Consider the following 22,939-nt stretch of genomic DNA (forward strand, 5'->3'; position numbering starts at 1 on the left):
CAGGTCACTCTTTAAGACTTTAATCTTTTTTGCCTTTCGGCATATCGATAGTGTCTTGCGAGTGCCCACACAGATTGTCTGATTAATTTGTTAAAGAGCGTTGGCAACCGGAAGTGCCCTCCGGGTTGCGAGGCTGCGTATCTTACGCTTTTCGCCGCCAGAGTCAAGCGATTATTTTCGCTTTTCTCTCACCGTCCTGCGCGGCCTGTTTCAGCTCAGCGTCGGTCAGTGGTGGCGCATTATAGGGGGTTTTACGGCGCTGGCAATAGTTTTTTTTGAAATAATTATCGTTTGATGAATTACACAGCAAAATACCGCCTTATACCTATATATGCACAGATTTATCCACAAAGTGATATTTTGATAAAATTTATCGAGCATCACGCAAACGTTTTCGTTACAATCTGCGCAGGAAAAATCACCAAGTGTTTTTTCAGATTGTTTTGAAATGTTATTGCAGAAACCATTTTTTTCTCTCAATCAGTGGATTTTCCCAATAGCACATTCTTGTTTTATGAAATTCAAGGGATATCACACCAATGCAACAGCTTCGTCCAATCCGTCGTGCCCTGCTGAGTGTTTCTGACAAAGCGGGGATTGTTGAATTTGCCAAAGCTTTATCCAATCGCAGTGTCGAACTGCTTTCAACGGGAGGCACTGCTCGTCTGCTGGCCGAAGCAGGATTGAATGTCACCGAGGTTTCTGACTATACAGGCTTCCCCGAAATGATGGATGGGCGTGTCAAAACACTTCACCCTAAAATTCATGGCGGCATCTTGGGTCGACGTGGACAGGATGATGAAGTCATGGCACAACACCAGATTTCACAGATTGATATGGTGGTCGTTAACCTTTACCCCTTTGCTCAAACCGTAGCAAAACCAGATTGCTCTCTGGAAGACGCGGTAGAGAATATTGATATTGGCGGCCCAACAATGGTTCGCTCTGCTGCCAAAAACCACAAAGATGTGGCGATTGTTGTCAGTAGCCAGGATTACGACATAATTATTGATGAGATGGATAACAACCAAAATTCGCTGACACATTCCACTCGCTTTAATTTAGCCATCAAGGCGTTTGAACATACCGCCGCTTATGACAGCATGATTGCCAATTATTTTGGCAAATTGGTTCCGCCATACTATGGCGAAACTGATCAGCCATCAGGACGTTTCCCCCGCACGCTGAATCTCAACTTCATTAAAAAGCAGGATATGCGTTATGGTGAAAACAGCCACCAAGATGCTGCTTTCTATATAGAAGACCAAATCACAGAAGCTTCAATTGCTACGGCAACCCAGTTACAAGGTAAGGCACTCTCTTATAATAATATCGCGGATACCGATGCCGCCCTGGAATGTGTAAAAAGCTTTTGCAAACCAGCCTGTGTCATTGTCAAACATGCCAATCCTTGTGGCGTTGCGATTGGATCTGATATCTATACCGCCTACGATCGCGCCTTTAAAACCGATCCTACTTCCGCATTCGGTGGCATTATTGCTTTTAACCGTGAGCTCGATACCAACACCGCTCAGGCCATTATTGAACGTCAATTTGTTGAAGTCATCATTGCGCCTTCTGTTAGTGGAGCAGCACTGTCAATTCTGGCGACAAAACAAAATGTCCGCGTTTTGGCGTGCGGCGAATGGCATTCTCCTGTTGCCAGCTTGGATTTCAAACGTGTTAACGGCGGTTTGCTGGTACAAGATCGCGATCTAGGTATGGTGACAAACGATGATCTGGTTGTTGTATCCCAACGTCAGCCAACGGAACAAGAGATGCAAGATGCCCTGTTCTGCTGGAAAGTCGCTAAGTTCGTCAAATCCAATGCGATTGTTTATGCCAAGGATAATATGACCGTTGGTATTGGAGCCGGACAAATGAGCCGTGTTTACTCTGCCAAAATCGCTGGTATTAAGGCAGCAGATGAAGGATTAAAAGTTCAGGGCTGTGCCATGGCTTCAGATGCATTTTTCCCATTCCGCGATGGTATTGATGCCGCAGCGGCTGTAGGTGTGAGCTGTATTATCCAACCCGGTGGCTCCATTCGTGATGATGAAGTGATTGCCGCTGCCAATGAACACGGTCTCGCCATGATTTTCACTGGCATGCGCCATTTTCGCCATTAACAGCTTATGTCTTATTAATAGGAAACCCAGATGAACATATTGGTTATTGGCAGTGGCGGAAGAGAACATGCATTAGCCTGGAAAACAGCGCAATCACCTCTGGCAAACAAGGTTTATGTCGCACCAGGTAATGCGGGCACCGCGTTGGAAGCTAACTTAGAAAATGTGAATATTGCCGCGACAGATATTGAAGGGTTGCTGGCATTTGCTCAAGATCATGATATTGGCCTGACCATTGTTGGTCCTGAAGCACCACTGGTTATCGGTGTCGTTGATGCTTTCCAACAGGCAGGGCTGACTATTTTCGGCCCGACAAAAGCGGCTGCTCAATTGGAGGGTTCCAAAGCCTTTACCAAAGATTTCCTTGCCCGTCATCATATACCTACAGCGGCCTACCAGAATTTCACAGAAATTGAACCCGCACTGGCTTATCTGGAAAAGGTAGGCGCTCCAATCGTTATCAAAGCTGATGGTTTGGCTGCCGGTAAAGGTGTAGTAGTTGCCACAACCCTGGAAGAAGCACAAAGCGCTGTCAAAGATATGCTGGCAGGTAATGCATTTGGTAATGCCGGGCATCGTATTGTCATTGAAGAATTCCTGGCAGGAGAAGAAGCCAGTTTTATTGTCATGGTGGATGGCAACAATGTAGTTCCTATGGCAACCAGTCAAGATCACAAGCGCGTAGGTGACGGTGATACAGGGCCGAACACCGGAGGAATGGGGGCTTACTCCCCCGCACCGGTAGTCACGGATGAGATCCACCAACGAGTGATGGAAAAAATCATTTACCCTACTGTGGAAGGAATGGCAGCTGAAGGCCATACCTATGTTGGTTTTCTTTATGCGGGATTGATGATTGATAAACAGGGTGAACCGAAAGTGATCGAATTTAACTGTCGATTTGGTGATCCCGAAACCCAACCTATCATGATGCGTCTACGTTCTGATTTGGTCGAACTGTGTCTTGCCGGAGCTAAAGGTCAGTTAGGTGAAAAAATCTCTGTATGGGACGATCGTCCTGCCTTAGGCGTCGTGCTGGCGGCGGGAGGTTATCCGGCCAGTTATACCAAAGGTGACGTTATCAGTGGGTTAGAGAAAAAATCAGATGTCAATGAATCTGATATCAATGAAAAAGTCTTCCACGCAGGGACAGCCTTTAAGGATGAAAATATTATCACCGCGGGCGGGCGTGTCTTATGTGTTACTGCCTTAGGTTACGATATTGCAGATGCCCAGAAAAAAGCTTATCTGAGAGCCGGACAAATTAACTGGGAAGGGTGCTTTTATCGTAAAGATATTGGCTACCGAGCTATTGCCCGTTTGAAGTAGACCAAGAAATAGCTCAACCTAAGCCGACGGAAGTACAGAATTACAGCTTATCTTTCGTCGGTTCCCAACGACAAAAATCATCATTGGCGACCAACAATAACTTTTTGCCTTCAGTCGAATCTAACCATGCAATAGTCAGTAAACCGGAGCTATTGCTTTGCCTTTCTTCGAGCCATTTTTGCGCGTGAGGCTCAAATTCAATGAATAATTGTTTTCCTGAACAGGTGGTAACTCGTCCATTCTGCCAATGCCCTTGTAACAACTTAACCTCATCTGCAATTAAAGCGTCGCTGATTTTTTCTATCTGCTTAGCATCAAATGTCAGACGAGCCACATCATCATCGGACAACGGTTCATTACGTTTTTGTAATTGCCGTAGTTTAAAAATGACAGAATTATCTTGGGAAATACGTAATGTCTCTGCAATTGGTGGATTATCAAACACATTGCGGCGGATTTGCCACAAACTGCCATGACGATATTCGTAGAAAGTAACAATGGTATCTTTATTATGGGGTGCTTTATTGTGGTAGGGGCTGTAAACACTCATGATAACCTGAGGTTTACTGTTTTGATCGTTTAAACGCCATAAACGAATAACGCCGCTGTCAGTTACAAAACCGCTGGCGCTGAAAAGAGGTGTTTTTGGCTGAATCGAACAGGCGCTGAGCAAAGAGATGAACCCTAATGCTAACAGCCCCTGTAGAATCAACAAAAGGGGTTTATTTCCCCCTCTTATTTTTTTTCGCAATTCGATTACTTAACTGCGTCTTTCAGTGCTTTACCAGCGGAGAAAGCAGGTACGTTTGCTGCTGCGATTTTAATTTCTTTACCAGTCTGTGGGTTACGACCAGTACGCTCTGCACGATGATTAACTTTGAAAGTACCAAAGCCTACCAGCTGCACTGCATCACCGTTTTTCAGAGATTCAGTGATTGCATTCAGAGTTGACTCCAGAGCAGCTTTAGCCTGAGTTTTGGTCAGGTCTGCGCCTGCTGCAATTGCATCAACTAATTCAGTCTTATTCATAGATTATCCTTACAGTGTGTTTATCGTTTGCAAAGCATCGAGTGCGACGGATATGCCGATTTGACAGCACCCCTGCATACACGCACCGATAGCCACTTCTTTTCGCCCCCCAATGTAGAACAGAGTGAGGGCAAATGTGAAGCCTTTAAATACGGCAAATCAAGCACTAAGTCACGTTTTATAAGTTATTGCGCCAAATTTATACCGATATTGCTAACCCCCGCTTCACGGAGATCAGCCTTTAATCCTTTAATCAATTCGATGTCCCGTTCTTCGCAATTTGCCAACAAACGGTAAATCTCCCATTGAATGTCCCATTCTTCCTCAATGGCTGGTAATACTTTTAACTCATCCTCAGTCAGTTCCCTACCGGCCTGCGTCATTTCCAGCATAGCAACAGTACGGATGGATGTTTCACTGACGGCTATTGCATGCTCTAACGTCGAGCCACTCAGACGAGAATGAATTACTTCACTCAATGCAATGCACGCATCAATCGCTGGATACACACCATAAATATCATAATCTTCTGATGATGGGATAATGGTTTCCAATTTTTCCAGCTGATTATCAAAATTCACTTTTACATCTTTAACGACCAAAATTTCCCACACAAGATCCAGAATGCGGCGATATTGTACAGGGTCTGCAAATCCGCTTTGGAGACAAAATGCCTGATAATTTGGATACATCCGCTCACATAGACTAGCCATAAAAGTCAAATGTTGCCAACTTTCGAGTTTCTCCAACCGCAGGTGGATCGGGTTTCTTAACATTGGTCGTTACTCATAATGCCTAATTTGCGTCGAAGTTTACCTGAAAATCAAGAATATCCACACTTTTCCGCCACAATTATAGATTTTTCTGTATTGTTTGCTCAAAAAACGGTCTATTTGAGGCAATCCCGTCCGCCCAACGGGTAGGTTCAGGCAGTTTATACCCCTTCATACACTGCTCAACCCAAAAGACCGCACTATCAATACTGATCCTATGTCCAAGGGAAATATAGAGCGGATTGCATCTTTTTTTACTTCTCAATACGACACCAATTTGTTCACCGTGATCCATCAATGGCTGACGGTCTCCCTGAACCTCGCCTACCAGCACATGTTCACCACACAAACGGCTTTTTGCCACCCCAATAGTGGGAACATCCACTAATACCCCAAAATGGCTGGCGATACCAAAACGCCGAGGATGGGCAATGCCCTGACCATCCACCATCACCAAATCAGGCCGCAAACTTAATTTTTGCCATGCAGCTATCAATGCAGGATATTCACGAAATGAGAGTAAACCGGGGATATAGGGAAGTACCGTATCAATTCTGGCAATTTGGTACTCGACCAATTCTAGTGAGGGATATTGCAATACCGCAATGGCGGCACGCGTCACCGTACCGCTTTTTTCAAACCCAACATCAGCACCCGCAATGAACCTTGGCGTAAAAGACGCAGAAAAAGCATCATGGCGGATAACCAGCCGTGATTTTTCTATCTGTTCCTGACGTAATGCCTTTGTATCAATCATAAAATCATTGATGGTATTCTACTGAAAGTCTATGCACTGCTTCGACAAATGCGCCTGCGTGCTCTGGCGGAACATCCTGATGAATGCCATGCCCCAAATTGAAAACATGCCCACTGCCCACACCAAAATCTTGTAAAATTGTCGAAACTTCTTTTTCAATTCGTGCGGGTTGGGCATATAGCATGGATGGATCCATATTACCCTGCAAGGCGACCTTATCTCCAACGCGCCGACGTGCATCAGCAATATTCGTTGTCCAATCCAAACCCAGTGCATCACATCCTGTCGCCGCCATCGCCTCAAGCCACTGCCCTCCCCCTTTGGTGAACAGAGTAACAGGTACACGGCGTCCTTCATGTTCGCGGATCAAACCATCAACAATTTTATGCATATATTGCAGGGAAAACGCCAGATAATCGCGATGAGACAAAACCCCACCCCAAGTATCGAAAATCATGACAGATTGAGCGCCGGTTTTTATTTGCGCATTCAGATATAGAATAACGCTGTTTGCCAATTTATCCAGTAACATATGCAATGTAGCAGGCGCCGTATACATCATGGCTTTAATTTTGGTGAAAGCCTTGCTGCTTCCGCCTTCAACCATATATGTGGCCAATGTCCACGGGCTACCAGAAAAACCGATCAAAGGAACTTGCCCTGCCAATGCTTTACGGATAACCCGCACTGCATCCATAACATAGCCTAACTCCAGTTCGGGATCAGGCACAGGCAATTTTTCTACATCAGCATGATTCTGAATCGGAGAATGAAAACGTGGCCCTTCTCCCGTTTCAAAATACAGCCCTAATCCCATCGCATCAGGAATAGTCAAAATATCAGAAAACAGGATAGCTGCATCCAGTGGAAAGCGGCGTAAGGGCTGGAGAGTAACTTCACAAGCCAATTCGGTGTTTTTACATAACGAGATGAAATCTCCCGCCGCCTGACGCGTAGCTTTATATTCAGGTAAATATCGACCGGCCTGACGCATCATCCATACCGGTGTGATATCGACGGGCTGACGCAATAAGGCACGCAGATAGCGGTCGTTTTTCAACTCATTCATGGCAAGCTCCCTTGATTAATTTATGCACGACAAACAGACGAGAAAACTGGCGCAGTTTAACATGCCTGAATTTGAACTTCTGGCATAACCTCCAATAACGTGATGATTACTGATGACGGCATAACGCAACCGTATCTTCAATTAAACGGCGAGCAATCGTATCAGGGGGAGGAATCAAGGGAAGATTATCATAACGATACCAACCTGCACTGATAAGTTCGATGGGGTCAATATTGATTTCACCGCTCTCATAATCGGCCAGAAAACCCACCATCAATGAATTCGGGAAAGGCCACGGCTGGGAGGCGACATAGCGCAAGTTACGGATCTTAATCCCGCTCTCCTCCATCACTTCACGATGCACAGCCTCTTCCAGAGTTTCTCCCACTTCAACAAAACCGGCCAGCACTGTATGAATCCCATTGCGATGACGCTGATGTTGTGCCAGCAAGATATGGTCGTCACGGCGAATGCCGACAATGATGCTGGGTGCAATTTGTGGATAGTAATGTTCATGGCAATGGTTGCACAAACAGGCCCATTCACGCTGACTATGCTGCATCTCATGACCACAATAACCACAATAGTGATGTGACCGATAAAACTCAGCCAATTGCACCCCACGCCCGACCAACTGAAATAACTTAGCATCCCGATCAGCAAGTAAACGGGGAGAGGACATATCTGAAGCCATTTTCTGACGAACCAACCAAACCGTTTCCCCTAACCACTCACCGATGGGTTGTGCTATCTGACCTTGCAATGACCACTGATTGGCCGTACCTAAAGGTAACTCCCCTTGTGGTAGCCAAACCCGATTTTCAAGACTGACAATCCACCAGCCTTGTTCTCTACCTATCAGTTTTTGTTGCATAATATCTGTTCCATCATTGGTTATGTCATTATTCCCATGATACTTTGCCCAAAATCACTACAAACAAAGCATACGCCTTTTTATCTTATTTCGTCTTCAATCTTGTTATATTAACCCTGTTTCTGAATACCCTTCTTCAATTAGGAATCACAGTAATGTCAAAGAAAATCGCTGTATTTGATCTGGATGAAACACTGATTTGTGGGGATTCCGGCCGCCTTTGGACGGAATATCTATGGGAAAAAAGAATTATTACCGATCCTCGTTTTATCGAAGCAGATCAAAAAATGATATCTGATTACTGTGCGGGTAAGCTGGATATGCAGAAATATCTGGCTTTCAGTTTACAGGCACTCCAACAAATTCCTGCTGAACAAATAGATATCTGGTTGGCCGATTTTGTGGAAACCAAAATCAAACCCATTTTTTATCCTGCCGCCAAAAAACAATTGGCTATTTACCAACAGCAGAACATCCCAATCATTATTATTTCCGCTACCGTTTCTTTCATAGTTAAAAAAATCGCGGCTGCATTTGGCATCCAGACAGCAATGGGTATTGATATGGTAATGAAAGCGGGGTGCTATACTGGCGATATTCAGGGAATTGTAACCTTCCGTGAAGGCAAAGTTGCCCGCCTGCAACAATGGCTTGAAGAACAAAACTTATCCCCACAACATATCTCATTTTATACCGATTCCATAAATGACTTGCCAATGTGTTTATTTGCTGACGAAGTCTTTACTATTAACGCAGATAATAAATTGCAATCAGAAGCTGAAATACGCGGTTGGAAACAGTTGAAGTGGGTTTTATAAAATAATTTAGTGTGCTGTTCCCCAAAACGGGGGTTGTAGTTTTCACAATCCCCTTTATACTTTGGGGTGTTTTTTCTTGTCGGAGTGCCTAGCGTTCAACGTATATCACGATGGACACAGGCTGAGACCGTTAATTCGGGATCCGCAGAACCTGATCGGGCTAATACCCGCGAAGGGAACAAGAGTAATCACCCCGCTGCCAGTCATCGTACATCTATGCAAATACATGTACAGATACCAATCAGCACCAACCATTACTCCCTGCGAGCTCCAGACAAGCAATTTTCTCAACTTAAGCCTGCTCAACAATGAGACAGGCGATAACACAGTCAGGAATTTGCTATGTCTAAGTCCAACAATATCGTTATTTCGGATACTGTTATTCCAACGGCTGATATCTCGCCTAAAATCCAGCCAGCACGGCCCCGTAAGGCTCAAAGAGATGCGGCACAAACATTTATCCATTCCGTTCAAGGGATCACTTTTCCCAATTCAAATCGCATTTACCTTGAAGGCTCACGTCAAGATATTCAAGTACCTATGCGTGAGATCCAACTTTCTCCTACACTCATTGGTGGCACAAAAGAAAATCCCCAATTTGAGGAAAACGAACCCGTTCCCGTTTATGACACTTCTGGCGCTTACGGCGATCCGGCGGCCATACTGGATGTCGAGAAAGGCTTACCTAAACGCCGCCAACCGTGGATTGATGAACGCAATGATAGCGAGCCTGTTTCGGTTCTCAGCTCCGATTTCACGCAACAGCGCCTTACTGATGCCGGACTAGATCACCTGCGCTTTCATCATCGCCCGCATCCACTAAAAGCCAAATCGGGCAAACGGGTTACCCAGTTGCACTATGCACGCCAAGGGATCATCACACCAGAAATGGAATTTATCGCACTACGCGAAAATATGGGGCGTGAACGTATTCACAGTGAAATCTTGCGCCAGCAACATGCAGGGCAAAATTTCGGTGCTAACTTACCGGAAAACATCACACCAGAATTTGTCCGCCAAGAAGTGGCTGCCGGCCGCGCGATTATTCCCGCCAACATTAATCATCCTGAATCTGAGCCGATGATTATTGGTCGTAATTTCTTAGTGAAAGTGAACGCCAATATCGGTAATTCCTCCGTCACATCATCCATTGAAGAAGAGGTGGAAAAACTGATTTGGTCTACCCGCTGGGGTGCAGATACAGTGATGGATCTCTCCACCGGACGCTACATCCACGAAACCCGCGAATGGATACTGCGCAATAGTCCGGTTCCCATTGGTACTGTCCCGATTTATCAGGCACTGGAAAAGGTTAACGGCATCGCAGAAAACCTGACATGGGAAATGTTCCGCGACACTTTACTGGAACAAGCCGAACAAGGCGTAGATTATTTTACTATTCATGCTGGTGTACTGCTGCGTTATGTACCAATGACCGCTAAGCGCCTGACAGGTATTGTTTCCCGTGGCGGCTCAATTATGGCGAAATGGTGCCTTTCCCATCATAAAGAAAATTTCCTCTATACCCACTTCCGCGAAATTTGTGAAATTTGTGCAGCCTATGACGTCTCCCTCTCTTTGGGGGATGGATTGCGTCCTGGCTCAATTCAGGATGCCAATGACGAAGCCCAATTTTCAGAACTGTATACCCTCGGTGAGCTGACTAAAATCGCATGGGAATACGATGTTCAGGTCATGATTGAAGGGCCAGGGCATATCCCAATGCAACTTATCCGCCGTAATATGACGGAAGAGCTGGAGCATTGTCACGAAGCCCCATTTTATACATTAGGGCCACTGACGACTGATATCGCCCCTGGTTATGACCATTTCACCTCTGGCATCGGCGCCGCCATGATTGGCTGGTTTGGCTGTGCCATGCTGTGTTATGTCACTCCCAAAGAGCACCTCGGTCTGCCCAACAAGGAAGATGTCAAACAAGGCCTGATTACTTACAAAATCGCGGCACATGCGGCTGATCTCGCCAAAGGCCATCCGGGTGCACAAATCCGTGACAATGCCATGTCGAAAGCGCGCTTTGAATTCCGTTGGGAAGATCAATTCAATCTGGCGCTTGATCCTGACACCGCTCGCGCTTATCACGATGAAACCTTACCACAGGAATCCGGCAAAGTTGCCCACTTCTGTTCCATGTGTGGACCAAAGTTCTGTTCAATGAAAATCACACAAGACGTGCGAGATTATGCAGCAAAACTAGAACAGAAAGCAGGTATGGAACAGATGTCAGAAGAATTCCGTTCCCGTGGCAGCGAACTCTATCACAGTGCGGAGGAGGTGGTGCATGAAAAATCAGCCTGATATTCCAACACTCCCACAAACCCCTTTTGCTCCAACAGTGCATAGGTTGGGACTCTATCCGGTTGTGGATTCCCTAATGTGGATTGAGCGATTACTGGAAGCCGGTGTCAGAACCCTGCAATTGCGCATCAAAGACCTGTCTGAAGAACAAGCAGAGAAGGATATTCAATCCGCCATCGCGCTTGGTCGCCAATATAACGCCCGTTTGTTCATTAATGATTATTGGCGTCTGGCAATCAAGCATCAGGCCTATGGCGTTCATTTGGGGCAGGAAGACCTCGATATCGCCGATCTCAATGCCATCCAGCAAGCCGGATTGCGTCTGGGAATTTCTACTCACGATCAACAAGAACTGGCGCGGGCAAAATCCCTGCGCCCCTCTTATATCGCGTTAGGGCATATTTTCCCCACCACCACCAAAGAGATGCCCTCATCACCACAGGGCCTTGCAGCATTAAAACATCAGGTGGAGATCACACCGGAATATCCTACTATCGCCATTGGTGGCATTTCGCTGGAACGAATACCGGACGTGGTAGCAACAGGAGTCGGTGGTGTAGCACTGGTCAGTGCCATTACAAAAGCGAAAGATTGGCGACAGGCAACGGCAAGATTGCTTCATCTGGTTGAAGGACAAGATCGGGGGCTTTTATGTTAAACGATCAAGAATTTATGCGTTACAGCCGCCAATTATTGCTGGAAGACATTGGCTCCGAAGGGCAAGAGAAACTAAAAGCCAGCAAAGTATTAATTGTCGGCTTGGGTGGATTAGGATCACCGGCTGCGCTCTATCTCGCGGCAGCAGGAGTAGGACACCTTTATTTGGCAGATGATGACAAGTTGCATATCTCAAACCTGCAACGCCAGATTATCTATCGCACAGCAGATATTCCTGCCAACAAAGCCCAATTAGCAGCAAAACAACTAGCTGAACTAAACCCGCAAATCAATATCACTGCACTCACTGAGCGGCAAGGTCGTGAATCTTTGGTTAATGCTGTCAGTAAAGTCGATCTGGTTTTGGATTGCTGTGACAACATGGCAACTCGCCATGCCATCAATGCCACCTGTATTGCAGAAAATAAACCACTCATCAGCGGTAGTGCCGTTGGCTTTAGTGGGCAATTAATGGTATTGACTCCCCCTTACCAGCACGGTTGCTATGCCTGCCTCTATCCTAACCAAGAAGAACCTCACCGAAATTGCCGGACAGCCGGTATCTTAGGCCCTATCGTTGGAGTCATCGGCACTTTGCAATCCTTGGAAGCCATAAAAATGCTGGCTGGCCTTTCTTCTTCCTTAGACGGAAAACTCCGGCTGTTTGATGGTAAACAGCAAAGCTGGAGCACATTACAGCTTACTCGCTCATCGCAGTGCCCAATTTGTGGCGCGACCAGACATGCCGATAAAAAACGGTTAGGAAAAGAAGTCGCATGAACATTATTGTCAACGATCAACCAATGACACTGAATGCACCCATGACAGTGCAACAATTGCTGGAACATATAGAACGCACGCAATCAGGGACCGCTTTGGCTATCAATCAAACCATTATTCCGCGTTCAGAGTGGCAAACCCATCAGATTAATGACGGGGACACTATCTTGCTGTTTCAGGCCATTGCTGGTGGCTGATATTGCCGGAGGTTATTTTATGTTAAAAATTGCAGATACTACCTTCCAATCCCGCTTATTTACCGGAACAGGCAAGTTTGCCAATGCAGGACTCATGATCGATGCAATCCGCGCTTCTGGCAGCCAACTGGTAACAATGGCAATGAAACGCATCGATCTTCACGGCAATAATGACGATGGCATTCTTGCACCACTGCAACAATTGGGTATCAAACTGCTACCCAATACCTCTGGAGCTAAAACCGCGGAAGAAGCCATCTTCGCCGCTCGCCTCGCACGGGAAGCGTTGGCAACTCACTGGATTAAATTGGAGATCCACCCCGATGTAAAATACCTATTGCCCGATCCCGTTGAGACATTAAAGGGGGCAGAACAGCTAGTCAAAGAGGGATTTATCGTTTTACCCTATTGTGGCGCGGATCCTGTCCTGTGCCGCCGATTGGAAGAAGTCGGCTGTGCTGCCGTTATGCCATTAGGTGCCCCTATTGGCTCAAATAAAGGGTTACTGACCCGCGATTTTCTACAAATCATCATCGAACAGGCCAACGTACCCGTTGTTGTGGATGCAGGGATCGGAGCACCGAGCCATGCACTGACTGCCATCGAAATGGGTGCGGATGCTGTGCTGGTTAATACCGCCATCGCTGTTGCCCGCAATCCCGTTAAGATGGCCCAGGCATTCAAAACCGCCATTGAAGCCGGTGAACTTTCACATCAAGCAGGCGTAGCAAGCCAGAAATCCCATGCTGAGGCTTCCAGCCCGCTGACCGATTTTCTGGGGGTACTATGACAAACAGAACATTTAGCCAGCGCTGGCAACAACTGGATTGGGATGACATCACCCTACGCATCAACAGTAAAACATCACCGGACATTGAACATGCACTAAACAGTACTCGCTTGACGTTGGATGACTTTATGGCCCTGCTCTCCCCTGCTGCACTACCTTATCTTGAGCTACTCGCCCAACGCGCACAACAACTCACTCGCCAACGTTTTGGTAATACCGTGGGATTTTTTATCCCGCTCTATCTTTCCAATCTGTGTGCCAACGACTGCACTTATTGTGGTTTCTCCATGAGCAATCACATTAAGCGCAAGACACTCAATGAACAGGAAATTGAAGCAGAATGCCTCGCACTAAAAAAACTGGGATTTGAGCATATTCTGCTGGTGACAGGGGAACACCAAAACAAAGTTGGCATGGATTATTTTCGGCGCTATCTTCCCTTGATCCGCCGTCATTTCAGCTCTGTCTCAATGGAGGTTCAGCCATTGGCGCAAGAGGAATATACTGAACTGAAAACATTGGGATTGGATGGCGTGATGGTCTATCAGGAAACCTACCATCAGCCCAGTTATCAACTGCATCATTTGAAAGGTAAAAAGCAGGATTTCCACTGGCGATTGGAAACACCGGAACGCCTTGGTCGAGCGGGAATAGACAAGATTGGGCTGGGAGCCTTGATTGGGCTATCCCACAATTGGCGAACAGATTGTTATATGGTGGCTGAGCACCTCTTCTTTCTGCAAAAACAGTTCTGGAAAAGCCGTTATTCCATCTCTTTTCCACGCTTGCGCCCCTGTGCAGGCGGTATAGAACCCGCTTCTTTAATGAATGAAGCCGAACTGGTGCAACTGATTTGCGCTTTCCGCCTGCTGGCACCCGATGTCGAGCTTTCCCTTTCCACCCGTGAATCGCCCTTTTTCCGTGATCACGTTGTCCCTCTCGCGATCAACAATATCAGTGCAGGTTCAAAAACCCAGCCAGGCGGTTACGCCGATGAACACCACGAGCTGGAACAATTCGCCCCCCACGACAATCGTTCTGTTTTTCAGGTCGCCGAAGCCTTGGTCAAATCAGGTTTACAACCCGTCTGGAAAGATTGGGATAATTACTTAGGCCGATGATTTGCTAGAAAACCATTAATGTGCAGTAAAATGCACATTATGGTCATTAATGAAACGGGTGCTCAGAAATACGTTCCCTTGTTACCACGCTGCAACCCGCTCTCTCTTAATAGAGATCTAACTTAAATCATGCAGGTACTTTTTCAACGATGACGTTAGGCTAAAGTCTGAAAACCTCACCTGCAATCCTTCACGTTCTGGTGAGCAACACATCGCCCCGACAAAAATCCGCTGATTGCTAACGGTAAAAGGAGACAATCTCAGTAACGGCCATGTCACACCATCGGTGGAATACTGCAACCTGATAGCACCACCATGGTAAGTCAGCCGTAACCAAAACTTCGCTGGATTACCAGGGAAAATTCCCATGGCCCAATCAGAACATCCATTTGTCAATACACTGCCGATGGTTGCCTGCCCATCAGAATGTTCAATCCCCGCTTTTAGCCAATGTTGCTCATCCACCAATAACATAACACCAGCCTGATCATATAATTGTTCAAACTGGCCTTCGATACAAAACTGGAAGGTAAAACCTTCTTCAAGTTTAAAATCATCAAGATAGCCACCAAACACATGACCACTATGACGCTGAAAACCATACCATGTATCACGCCAGAAATCGGTTTTATTGTCTGTCGTGACATGAAGTTCATTATCCTGATACCGCCATAAAGCAGGTTCATTCAACCAATGACATTGCTGCAAATTCATCAATATTTACCCTGTTATTTCTTGGTGGGATTAACCAAACCATATCCCGCTAACAATGAAAGGGAAAGCACAGCAATACAGGCAAAAGCACCATGTAATGTTACCTGATGTGCCAAACCGCCAATAATTGCCGGCCCAAGCAAAATCCCTGAATATCCCATCGTAGAAACGGCAGATACTGCCAACGCATCAGGCATCACTTTCTGTTGGCCCGAAGCAGTGAAAAACATCGGCGCCAAATTGGATAGTCCCGCTCCAATCATCAGGAAAGAAATTCCCAACTGAATCGTGCTGGTTGCCAGATAGATCAGGACAAAACCTGACGTCGCCAAAATCGCACTGCCTAAAAATACGCGCCGATATCCACATGTTGCAATGATCTTATCACCCAAAAATCGCCCCGCAGTCATGGTAATGGCAAATAGCGTATAACCAAAACCCGCCTGATGACTACTTATGTTATGCACACTACTTAATAAGATCCCGCTCCAATCCAGCATGGAGCCTTCCATCAAGTAAACCACAAAACAGAGAGAGCCAATCAGGATAACAATGCCACGCGGCAAGGCAAAAAATGGCGTATCCTCCGTTTCGGTGTTATCCAGCATTCCATTCCATGTTGGCAACAATAACAGGATAACAATTACCCCTACGGCAATGGTGACCTGAAATGGTGAGATCCCCAAAAACAACAATAGGCTGACAGTACCGGCTCCCGCAATTCCCCCTAAGCTGAATAATGCGTGAAAACCCGACATAATCGGTTGATGTACTCTTTTCTCAATATTGACCGCATGGATATTGATCACCACATCTGTCGCCCCAATTCCCATACCAAATACAAACAAAGCACAAGCCAATGTCAGCGGGGCTGAGAACACGCTTAGCCCCGGTAATATCAAAACAGCTAACAAGGCAAAAAAGGCAAAAACCTTCCGGCAGCCAAAGCGAGTTGCCAACATTCCCGCTATTGGCATCATAATGAAAGAACCAATACCAAACACCAGTATCAGAAGCCCCATTGAACCATCATCCAGACCCAGTCGTTCCTTCACCAATGGGATCAGCGGCGCCCAACTCGCAATACTGAATCCCGCAATAAAAAACGAAATTCGCGTTGCTATGATAGGCTGCTTTATTGAAGAGACTGCATATTCTTCAGACAATTTGACTCCTCCAAACTATATCCTTCAAACCATACCCTTTAAAACAATACCTTTTAAAACAATACCTTTTAAACAACGCTTTCCACCGTTCTGGCGGAAAGCGCCAAATAGTGGTCCTCAATAAAAAATCACTTTATATTTATTCCTGAAAACTGGGGAATATCCGTTAGCTTCTCAATGACACGGGAAGCCTGCTCATACTGCTCTGCTACCGACAATGCATGGGGCCAGGCATATATCCACGGAATACCGGCCTGCTTTGCCGCCGCAATCCCCAAATCAGTATCTTCAATCACCAACGTTTGCTGAACATCCATCTTCTTCAATTTCAGCATAGCCAAATAAGGATCAGGGAAGGGTTTAGTTCTTTCCACATCATCGCCAGAAATTAAGGCAGGTGGTTCATGTAGATCCAACAAACCAAGATTGGCCAAACACACATTACGCGGCGCAGTGGAAACAAACCCAAAGTTAGTGCCATCTTGTTGTAAGGCGGCAATCAAATCATTAATTCCCGGACGCAAGTAATGTACAGACAATTTCTCTTGATAACGCGAAATAATTTTTTCGGTAATATCTTGTTGCATCGATGGAGAAACACCAACCTTATCTAAGGTTTCCGCCAAACTTAACCCAATTAGTTGCTGCGGTTGGATATTACTTATTTGAATAGGTGCCTGTTCTCCTAATTCATTACCTAACTCATTACCTAATACATCAAGCAATACATCAAAATGCAGTTGTTCACTATCGACAATAACTCCGTCGATATCAAAAATAACATTGCATCTATTCATCGAAGTCGTCCTTCAAAATAATCCATTATTTTAGGTCAGAAATACGAATTAATACCTTGCAGTTTGGTGTACTGAGAGGAATTTGCGTTTTCGATGCAATATCACAGCCGACAGTAAGAAAAGCCTGTTGGTAATCTTTGAAATCAAAAATCTGACTGATAAAACGCTTAACAGGGATTACACCATCACGGATCATGGCATAGGCACGTTCAAAACTATTATTCAGGGAATCAATGGAACCTATTACTGAAAGACTTTTATCTGCAATTCTCATAATGTCCAAATTGGCATGTTTATCTTTCAGGGCAACATTTAATAATTTTCCACCCGGTGCCAGATGATCAAAAATATATTCAGTCAACTGCCCCGTTGTATCCACACATAAATCAATCAGGGCTGACGTATCACCATATTCCTGCATTAATGCTTCATTAAAGTCAGAATACAACTGGCATTCCGGTGGCAAATTATTTCTTGCAAACTGAATTCGGTTCTCATTCTTTTCGACCATAAATGCTTTTACGCCCCGCTCATGCAACGCCCAAATGTACAGCATCCCCATCGGGCCAGCACCTGCCACTGCCGCACGAATATTAGTGTGAGTGATCCCCAGCTTATCCACGCCGGTTATTGTGCAGCTTAGTGGTTCGGTCAGTGAGGCTTCCTCCATACTGACATGATCATCCAGCTTGATAAGCAAATTTTCTTTTGCCAAATATTGCTCTGCGAACGCGCCATCATAGGAAACCCCGGCTTCTGTGCCCAGTTTTCTCTCACAATGGTTAGGACTACCTGTCTGACACATCCGGCAATGCCCACAAAAGTAAGTTGGGTTAACAACAACACGATCACCCACCTGAAATTGAGTAACACCACTGCCAATTTGGGATACCACGCCTGTGGTTTCATGCCCCAAAGTGGTTCCTGGGATGGCAACAGGGTAAGCACCAGTAATAATTCCCACATCCGTGCCACAAATACCACACACTGCAATGTCAACAACAACATCATCGGGTTCAATACAAGACAAAGGCTCAACTTGCTGGACTTCAACATCCCAAGTTTGATGATATTTAAGTACTAACATGATACAGCCTCCTTATGTACCTGTGTGATAGTCGTTAATTCTGAGAAAGTCAGCTCCAGTTTATGGAGAATTTCTGCCAAATGTTCCTGTGTGCAAATCAATGGTGGACGAACTTTGATTGCCCTTCCTTTGCCATAACGGGAGCCACGCAAGATCAAATGATGGCGGTTAGCAGTAGCAATCACCTGCGCTGCAAAATCTGGGTTTGGTGTGTCAAAGCCATACATATACCCCACACCTCTCACTCCCGTAATCTCTGGATATCGCTCCTGTAATTTCAACAAACCATCACGCAGATAATCTTCATTTTGTTGCACATTTTCCAAAACATGATCATCTTCAATAATATCGATAATTTCGTTGAGGGCGACCAAAGAGAGCGGATTAGCACCAGAGGTACTGGAATGTTCGAATGATTCCAAGATATCCAATGAATGACGCATCAATACACCACCCGTTGGAATACCGATACCCCCTGCTCCTTTGGCGAAAACGATGATATCTGGCTCCAGTTCTTTGGCATAACCCGTCGATGCGAAGAACGTACCTGTGCGACCAAAACCTGTTTGTACTTCATCCGCGATAATGATGATGCCATGCTGACGACAGATTTCTCTGAGCTTCCGGTAGAAAGCCACAGGGAAAACCATGTTGCCACCATTCCCCTGAATCGGTTCAATAATCAGACATGCAATATTGTCATTAGAGCCTAATTGAATAAACTGTTCTAAATCGACAAATTGTTCTTCACTCGGCTGTGATTGCCCTGCCAAGACACTGGCTGGCGTAGGAATTTTTATTGAACCATCAATACTTATATGGAAGTCTTTAATTCTGAATGCATTGCCAGAAATTTGAGCTGTCGCAAGAGATTGCCCATGATGAGCAAGGAAGAGTGAAATAACGCCTGAGCGTCCCGTTGATTTTTGCGCTATGCGAATAGCACATTCAACTGCCCCCGATCCAGAAACATCTCGCAGCCAGATGCGATCGACTCCTTCAGGTGTATATTTAATTAATTTACTTAAAATATATTGTGACATTTCACGTGTATAAGCCGAGCTCAAATGTGTACATCTGTCAATCTGTTGTTTGAGTTTTTCTGCAATCCGATGATTTGTATAGCCGAGCGGCAAATTAAAAGTTCCCGATGCCGCATCAATATATTTTTCACCATCAATGATCAAATAAGGGCCATGACCGATAAAACGAGAAAGCATGCTTTCAAGATGGTTTCTATTTTCCATAATGACTCACCACTATTAGTTACATTAAACGACTAGTTATATAAAACAACGAAAAACCATACCTACTGTGATGAGACTAGATTAAGCACATCCAAATTTTATTTCGATCACGAAAATACCATAAAAAATATTAAGCAAATTTAAAATTTAATTTAAACTTGAAAAATCATATATTTATTCATTAATATCTATTAATTATATTAAATACAAAACAAATCACATTTAGAAATTAATAACTAAACTCCCAATCCCATCATTTGCATTAATTTCTGGGCTTGTTGAATAGCCTCTTGTCGATGAGTAATTCCCATTTTTTGGTATAAATTACGTATATGGGTTTTTATCGTGGTCGCTGCCACATCCAGTTCCGTAGCAATTTGATCGTTACTGTAACCAGAATAAATTAACCCCAGCACCTGCCATTCACGCTGAGTTAGTGGACTATTACGGATAAGCTCAGGCACATCAGGATGAGTGAGCAATTGTTCTACAAACGTTTCGTCAAAATGGGCAAATTTATGCCGGTGCTGTCGATTGATTTCTCGGAGAATACGCTGAGCTCTATGCTGTTCCATTTCAGGCAAGATATTCAGTTGGATAAGCTGGCGCAGTTGCAATGCCATCAACTCACCTTCAATAACAAAATGGCTGATGAACCCTGTGCAGTTAGCCAAATTCAAGGCTTCTATCAAAACATCCTGAGCCTCAGCCTTGCGTCCAAGCTGCCAATAAAGCAAATTACACAACAGAAGATTACGATTCAAATCGCTGACCAGTGCCAATTTTCTGGCATATTCATTCAGTTTCACCAGAATAGATTCAGCTTCCTCATGCTGATCCAGTAAGATTTTAGCCCGTGCAATATTGCGCCATTGATTTTGATTGAAATGGTTACAAAAGCTCTCTGGTCGTTCTGCCTGTACCAACCATTGAGTCAAGGAATTGCTATCTTCCAAAGTCTGCCAAATAATGACACGCAACTCGTCAGTATTCGTTCGCCAATCGCGGTGATACTGCCCATTACTCAGTAAATTTTCGCAGCGAGTCAAGTAACGGCGAGCGTTATCAATATCACCCCTTACCAAAGAACATTTCGCCAGTTGGGTAAGACATTGTAATTGCTGCTGTGGCTGGTAATTGTCCAACACTTCCAACCCTTGACGCGCTGCCTCTTCTGAGTCATCAATACGGGCCCAACACCACAAAAGTTGTGAACGTATCCTCAATAGAAACTCATGCATCGGCAACTGCTCCAGATGCTGTTCACGGATTAAATCAAAAGCATGGGACTGGGTATCATAAGCCGCCTGCAAATAACCTTGTGCCAGTAAAATTTCACTTTGTTGCAATAACGCCCATAAAGCATAGTGATAAACATGACAAAGGCGGGCAAGCTGCTCCGTTTGCTTCATTAATGCCAATGCACTGACCAACTGACCATTGCAATGCAATACTTCCCCTTTTACTGACATCGCTACAATACGGCCATATTGATTACTTGGAAGTAAGTTAGCCAACGCTTTTTCGGCCAAAACATCAGCATCGACGGGTCGCCCATCATTCAACGCCACTTGCGCTCTCAGGGCATCAAACTCTGCCAGTAATTCCGGCTCAATGGCTATTTGCTTCTGCTTTAGTGATTGCTCTGCCTGATTCAATAATGCATTTACCTCATAGTAGCGATGCTGACTTTGTGCCAGCCACGCTTGCAACAGTACCAGGCGAGGACTTTCCAGTAACTGTTCATACGGCAGTGCATTCATACACTCTCCCAATAGGGAAAGTTTACTGTGGTTAAATAACTCCCAGGCATGTTGCAACAAAATATCCCGTAACAAGATAGTATCTCCCGCTGCCAGGGCGTGATGAATAGCCTCCCCGGGATATCCCTGCATCAGCCATCCTCGCACGGCTGCTCGATGTAACTCGGGCAATTTTGCTGCCATTTCCCATTGACAACGTTGACGCAAAAATGAAGCAAACAAAGGATGAAAACAGAACCACTCACCAGAATCATCCATTCGCTGAATAAACAACCCCTGTCGTTCAATATCTTCCAGACGTTGCTGACCGTTTTCCTCTCCCGTTAGGCAAGTAATCAGTCCATCATTCATGGAGCGCAGAATAGAACTATGCAACAAGAAATTCCGCGTCTTCTGATCCACTCGGTTTAAAACTTCATCTACAAGGTAATCAGCAAGATGGCTGGCATTAATCCCCGAAAGGCGCTTTGCTGAACTTTCAGTCGTATTACCGGATTGACGGGCAGAAAGGGCAATCAGTTGCAAGGCCGTTGCCCACCCAGCAACGTCATTACATAACTGTTCGCAGTGTTCAGGCGCCAATGGATTGGCTAACCGCTTAGCAAAAAATTGCTGGGTTTCCTGATAATCAAAAGCCAACTGCTGGCTATCAATCTCCAATAACTGTTCACGCACGCGTAAGTTGGCAATTCCCAACGATGGCAAATGGCGTGATAGCACCACTAATGTTAAATTTTCTGGTTGGTGGCGGAGAAAAAAGCGCATTGCTTCATGAATAATCCCATTCACTATCAGATGATAATCATCAATCACCAAAAAAATCGGTTGCTGCCATTCGCTAAGTTCAATAAATAATTGCGCAAACAGTGCAGATAAGCTGGCATATTGATGTTTCTGGGCCAGTACCTCACTTTTCACACAGTGTCCCTGCGTTGCCTGCTGAACGGCTGCAATCAGATAGCTAGCGAAACGTTCTGGCTGGTTATCACTATCATCGAGAGAATACCATCCCAGATGCTCCTGTCCGGCAGCCCATTGTGACATCAAGGTCGTTTTGCCATACCCTGCGGGACTGGTTATCAATACCAATCGATAATCCTGAATTTCATTGAACTTTTCCAACAGGCGCTCCCGCATAACCATATTATTGAGTCGAAGGGGGCGACTGAGTTTCGATGGGATAAGCATTAAATTTCTCCCCTCACACGCAATGAATAAAAGCAACGAATAAAACTGATACCTGAATTCTGTTTGACACTATTAAGTCACTTACACATTAACATTCCTTTACGACCAACAAATGTAGAGAAACGCCCATCTTTTGCAAACAAGTTGATTAATTTCATTGTGTTAAATTGCACCTTGTCACATTCTTTGGTTGCAACCTTGCTATTTCTCTATGAAATTGCGAAAAAGCTCGAAAGAAATAGCTACGCCCTTGCGCTCCTCCCCCGCGAATATTTTCACAGGATGATGTTTCCCAAGCCACTAACCTTCAGCATATCCCCGTAAATAATTCTCCA

The 22,939-nt window shown here is 45.2% G+C and carries 21 protein-coding genes and 1 riboswitch; of the genes, 9 read left to right on the forward strand and 12 right to left on the reverse strand.

The window, feature by feature from the left end; translation table 11 throughout:
* The first annotated feature begins 539 nt into the window (after positions 1-539).
* Both purH and purD read left to right on the forward strand, forming a co-directional pair.
* The gene (purH, locus tag Xets_RS00175) at positions 540-2,129 is read left to right on the forward strand and encodes a bifunctional phosphoribosylaminoimidazolecarboxamide formyltransferase/IMP cyclohydrolase (RefSeq protein ID WP_187651017.1); all 1,590 of its coding nucleotides are present in this window, start codon (positions 540-542) and stop codon (positions 2,127-2,129) included.
* Between the two features lie 30 nt (positions 2,130-2,159).
* Positions 2,160-3,458: a phosphoribosylamine--glycine ligase gene (purD, locus tag Xets_RS00180; protein ID WP_099130886.1), complete on the forward strand. Its 1,299-nt coding sequence runs from the start codon at positions 2,160-2,162 to the stop codon at positions 3,456-3,458.
* 40 nt (positions 3,459-3,498) lie between these two features.
* Here purD and Xets_RS00185 read toward each other — a convergent pair whose 3' ends face one another.
* From Xets_RS00185 to nudC, 6 genes are all read right to left on the reverse strand, one after another.
* On the reverse strand, positions 3,499-4,167 hold the full coding sequence (locus Xets_RS00185; RefSeq protein WP_244208840.1) for a DUF1481 domain-containing protein: 669 nt from the start codon (positions 4,165-4,167) through the stop codon (positions 3,499-3,501).
* A 47-nt stretch (positions 4,168-4,214) separates the two neighbouring features.
* Positions 4,215-4,487, reverse strand: coding sequence for a nucleoid-associated protein HU-alpha (hupA, locus tag Xets_RS00190; protein ID WP_010848914.1), 273 nt, complete (start codon positions 4,485-4,487; stop codon positions 4,215-4,217).
* 185 nt (positions 4,488-4,672) lie between these two features.
* On the reverse strand, positions 4,673-5,263 hold the full coding sequence (locus Xets_RS00195) for a YjaG family protein (RefSeq protein WP_099130887.1): 591 nt from the start codon (positions 5,261-5,263) through the stop codon (positions 4,673-4,675).
* Positions 5,264-5,339: 76 nt separating this feature from the next.
* Entirely contained in the window at positions 5,340-6,017 is a 678-nt protein-coding gene (gene nfi / locus Xets_RS00200; RefSeq protein WP_187651018.1) for a deoxyribonuclease V, read from the reverse strand.
* A gap of 4 nt (positions 6,018-6,021) precedes the next feature.
* A complete protein-coding gene (gene hemE / locus Xets_RS00205; RefSeq protein WP_187651019.1) occupies positions 6,022-7,086 on the reverse strand; it encodes a uroporphyrinogen decarboxylase in 1,065 nt (354 codons plus the stop codon).
* Positions 7,087-7,192: 106 nt separating this feature from the next.
* On the reverse strand, positions 7,193-7,960 hold the full coding sequence (nudC, locus tag Xets_RS00210; protein ID WP_187651020.1) for an NAD(+) diphosphatase: 768 nt from the start codon (positions 7,958-7,960) through the stop codon (positions 7,193-7,195).
* Positions 7,961-8,115: 155 nt separating this feature from the next.
* On the opposite strand from nudC, the gene Xets_RS00215 reads away from it, so the two are divergent.
* From Xets_RS00215 to thiH, 7 genes are all read left to right on the forward strand, one after another.
* Complete coding sequence (locus tag Xets_RS00215) at positions 8,116-8,778, forward strand: HAD family phosphatase (RefSeq protein ID WP_099130891.1); 663 nt, start codon at positions 8,116-8,118, stop codon at positions 8,776-8,778.
* A 70-nt stretch (positions 8,779-8,848) separates the two neighbouring features.
* A riboswitch (TPP riboswitch) is annotated at positions 8,849-8,973 on the forward strand.
* A 147-nt stretch (positions 8,974-9,120) separates the two neighbouring features.
* Positions 9,121-11,097, forward strand: coding sequence for a phosphomethylpyrimidine synthase ThiC (gene thiC, locus Xets_RS00220; protein WP_187651021.1), 1,977 nt, complete (start codon positions 9,121-9,123; stop codon positions 11,095-11,097).
* The gene (gene thiE / locus Xets_RS00225) at positions 11,081-11,755 is read left to right on the forward strand and encodes a thiamine phosphate synthase (protein ID WP_099130893.1); all 675 of its coding nucleotides are present in this window, start codon (positions 11,081-11,083) and stop codon (positions 11,753-11,755) included. The genes thiC and thiE overlap by 17 nt, the downstream gene beginning before the upstream one ends.
* The gene (locus Xets_RS00230) at positions 11,749-12,534 is read left to right on the forward strand and encodes a HesA/MoeB/ThiF family protein (protein ID WP_099130894.1); all 786 of its coding nucleotides are present in this window, start codon (positions 11,749-11,751) and stop codon (positions 12,532-12,534) included. Before thiE ends, Xets_RS00230 begins: the two co-directional genes overlap by 7 nt.
* Positions 12,531-12,731, forward strand: a complete 201-nt coding sequence (gene thiS / locus Xets_RS00235; RefSeq protein ID WP_099130895.1) for a sulfur carrier protein ThiS — start codon at positions 12,531-12,533, stop codon at positions 12,729-12,731. The genes Xets_RS00230 and thiS overlap by 4 nt, the downstream gene beginning before the upstream one ends.
* 19 nt (positions 12,732-12,750) lie before the next feature.
* Positions 12,751-13,521, forward strand: a complete 771-nt coding sequence (locus tag Xets_RS00240; protein WP_099130969.1) for a thiazole synthase — start codon at positions 12,751-12,753, stop codon at positions 13,519-13,521.
* Complete coding sequence (thiH, locus tag Xets_RS00245) at positions 13,518-14,642, forward strand: 2-iminoacetate synthase ThiH (protein WP_099130896.1); 1,125 nt, start codon at positions 13,518-13,520, stop codon at positions 14,640-14,642. Before Xets_RS00240 ends, thiH begins: the two co-directional genes overlap by 4 nt.
* A 117-nt stretch (positions 14,643-14,759) precedes the next feature.
* Here thiH and Xets_RS00250 read toward each other — a convergent pair whose 3' ends face one another.
* The 6 genes from Xets_RS00250 to malT form a co-directional block, all read right to left on the reverse strand.
* Positions 14,760-15,356, reverse strand: a complete 597-nt coding sequence (locus tag Xets_RS00250; protein WP_187651022.1) for a DUF1349 domain-containing protein — start codon at positions 15,354-15,356, stop codon at positions 14,760-14,762.
* Between the two features lie 14 nt (positions 15,357-15,370).
* The gene (locus Xets_RS00255; RefSeq protein ID WP_099130898.1) at positions 15,371-16,522 is read right to left on the reverse strand and encodes an MFS transporter; all 1,152 of its coding nucleotides are present in this window, start codon (positions 16,520-16,522) and stop codon (positions 15,371-15,373) included.
* 128 nt (positions 16,523-16,650) lie between these two features.
* A complete protein-coding gene (locus Xets_RS00260) occupies positions 16,651-17,319 on the reverse strand; it encodes an HAD family phosphatase (protein ID WP_187651023.1) in 669 nt (222 codons plus the stop codon).
* A 25-nt stretch (positions 17,320-17,344) separates the two neighbouring features.
* Entirely contained in the window at positions 17,345-18,406 is a 1,062-nt protein-coding gene (locus tag Xets_RS00265; protein ID WP_099130900.1) for a zinc-binding dehydrogenase, read from the reverse strand.
* On the reverse strand, positions 18,400-19,653 hold the full coding sequence (locus tag Xets_RS00270) for an aspartate aminotransferase family protein (protein ID WP_099130901.1): 1,254 nt from the start codon (positions 19,651-19,653) through the stop codon (positions 18,400-18,402). Before Xets_RS00270 ends, Xets_RS00265 begins: the two co-directional genes overlap by 7 nt.
* Positions 19,654-19,889: 236 nt before the next feature.
* Positions 19,890-22,604, reverse strand: coding sequence for an HTH-type transcriptional regulator MalT (gene malT, locus Xets_RS00275; RefSeq protein WP_099130902.1), 2,715 nt, complete (start codon positions 22,602-22,604; stop codon positions 19,890-19,892).
* Positions 22,605-22,939 lie beyond the last annotated feature (335 nt).

This window comes from Xenorhabdus sp. TS4 (assembly GCF_014467265.1).
In the GTDB taxonomy this organism is placed as follows: domain Bacteria; phylum Pseudomonadota; class Gammaproteobacteria; order Enterobacterales; family Enterobacteriaceae; genus Xenorhabdus; species Xenorhabdus ehlersii.

Excerpts from the sequence above, each read along its gene's own strand:
- purH (WP_187651017.1), top strand. The coding sequence starts at position 540 with ATGCAACAGCTTCGTCCAATCCGTCGTGCCCTGCTGAGTGTTTCTGAC.
- purD (WP_099130886.1), top strand. The coding sequence starts at position 2,160 with ATGAACATATTGGTTATTGGCAGTGGCGGAAGAGAACATGCATTAGCC.
- hupA (WP_010848914.1), bottom strand. The coding sequence starts at position 4,487 with ATGAATAAGACTGAATTAGTTGATGCAATTGCAGCAGGCGCAGACCTG.
- Xets_RS00195 (WP_099130887.1), bottom strand. The coding sequence starts at position 5,263 with ATGTTAAGAAACCCGATCCACCTGCGGTTGGAGAAACTCGAAAGTTGG.
- nfi (WP_187651018.1), bottom strand. The coding sequence starts at position 6,017 with ATGATTGATACAAAGGCATTACGTCAGGAACAGATAGAAAAATCACGG.
- hemE (WP_187651019.1), bottom strand. The coding sequence starts at position 7,086 with ATGAATGAGTTGAAAAACGACCGCTATCTGCGTGCCTTATTGCGTCAG.
- nudC (WP_187651020.1), bottom strand. The coding sequence starts at position 7,960 with ATGCAACAAAAACTGATAGGTAGAGAACAAGGCTGGTGGATTGTCAGT.
- Xets_RS00215 (WP_099130891.1), top strand. The coding sequence starts at position 8,116 with ATGTCAAAGAAAATCGCTGTATTTGATCTGGATGAAACACTGATTTGT.
- thiC (WP_187651021.1), top strand. The coding sequence starts at position 9,121 with ATGTCTAAGTCCAACAATATCGTTATTTCGGATACTGTTATTCCAACG.
- thiE (WP_099130893.1), top strand. The coding sequence starts at position 11,081 with ATGAAAAATCAGCCTGATATTCCAACACTCCCACAAACCCCTTTTGCT.
- Xets_RS00230 (WP_099130894.1), top strand. The coding sequence starts at position 11,749 with ATGTTAAACGATCAAGAATTTATGCGTTACAGCCGCCAATTATTGCTG.
- thiS (WP_099130895.1), top strand. The coding sequence starts at position 12,531 with ATGAACATTATTGTCAACGATCAACCAATGACACTGAATGCACCCATG.
- Xets_RS00240 (WP_099130969.1), top strand. The coding sequence starts at position 12,751 with ATGTTAAAAATTGCAGATACTACCTTCCAATCCCGCTTATTTACCGGA.
- thiH (WP_099130896.1), top strand. The coding sequence starts at position 13,518 with ATGACAAACAGAACATTTAGCCAGCGCTGGCAACAACTGGATTGGGAT.
- Xets_RS00250 (WP_187651022.1), bottom strand. The coding sequence starts at position 15,356 with ATGAATTTGCAGCAATGTCATTGGTTGAATGAACCTGCTTTATGGCGG.
- Xets_RS00260 (WP_187651023.1), bottom strand. The coding sequence starts at position 17,319 with ATGAATAGATGCAATGTTATTTTTGATATCGACGGAGTTATTGTCGAT.
- Xets_RS00265 (WP_099130900.1), bottom strand. The coding sequence starts at position 18,406 with ATGTTAGTACTTAAATATCATCAAACTTGGGATGTTGAAGTCCAGCAA.
- Xets_RS00270 (WP_099130901.1), bottom strand. The coding sequence starts at position 19,653 with ATGGAAAATAGAAACCATCTTGAAAGCATGCTTTCTCGTTTTATCGGT.
- malT (WP_099130902.1), bottom strand. The coding sequence starts at position 22,604 with ATGCTTATCCCATCGAAACTCAGTCGCCCCCTTCGACTCAATAATATG.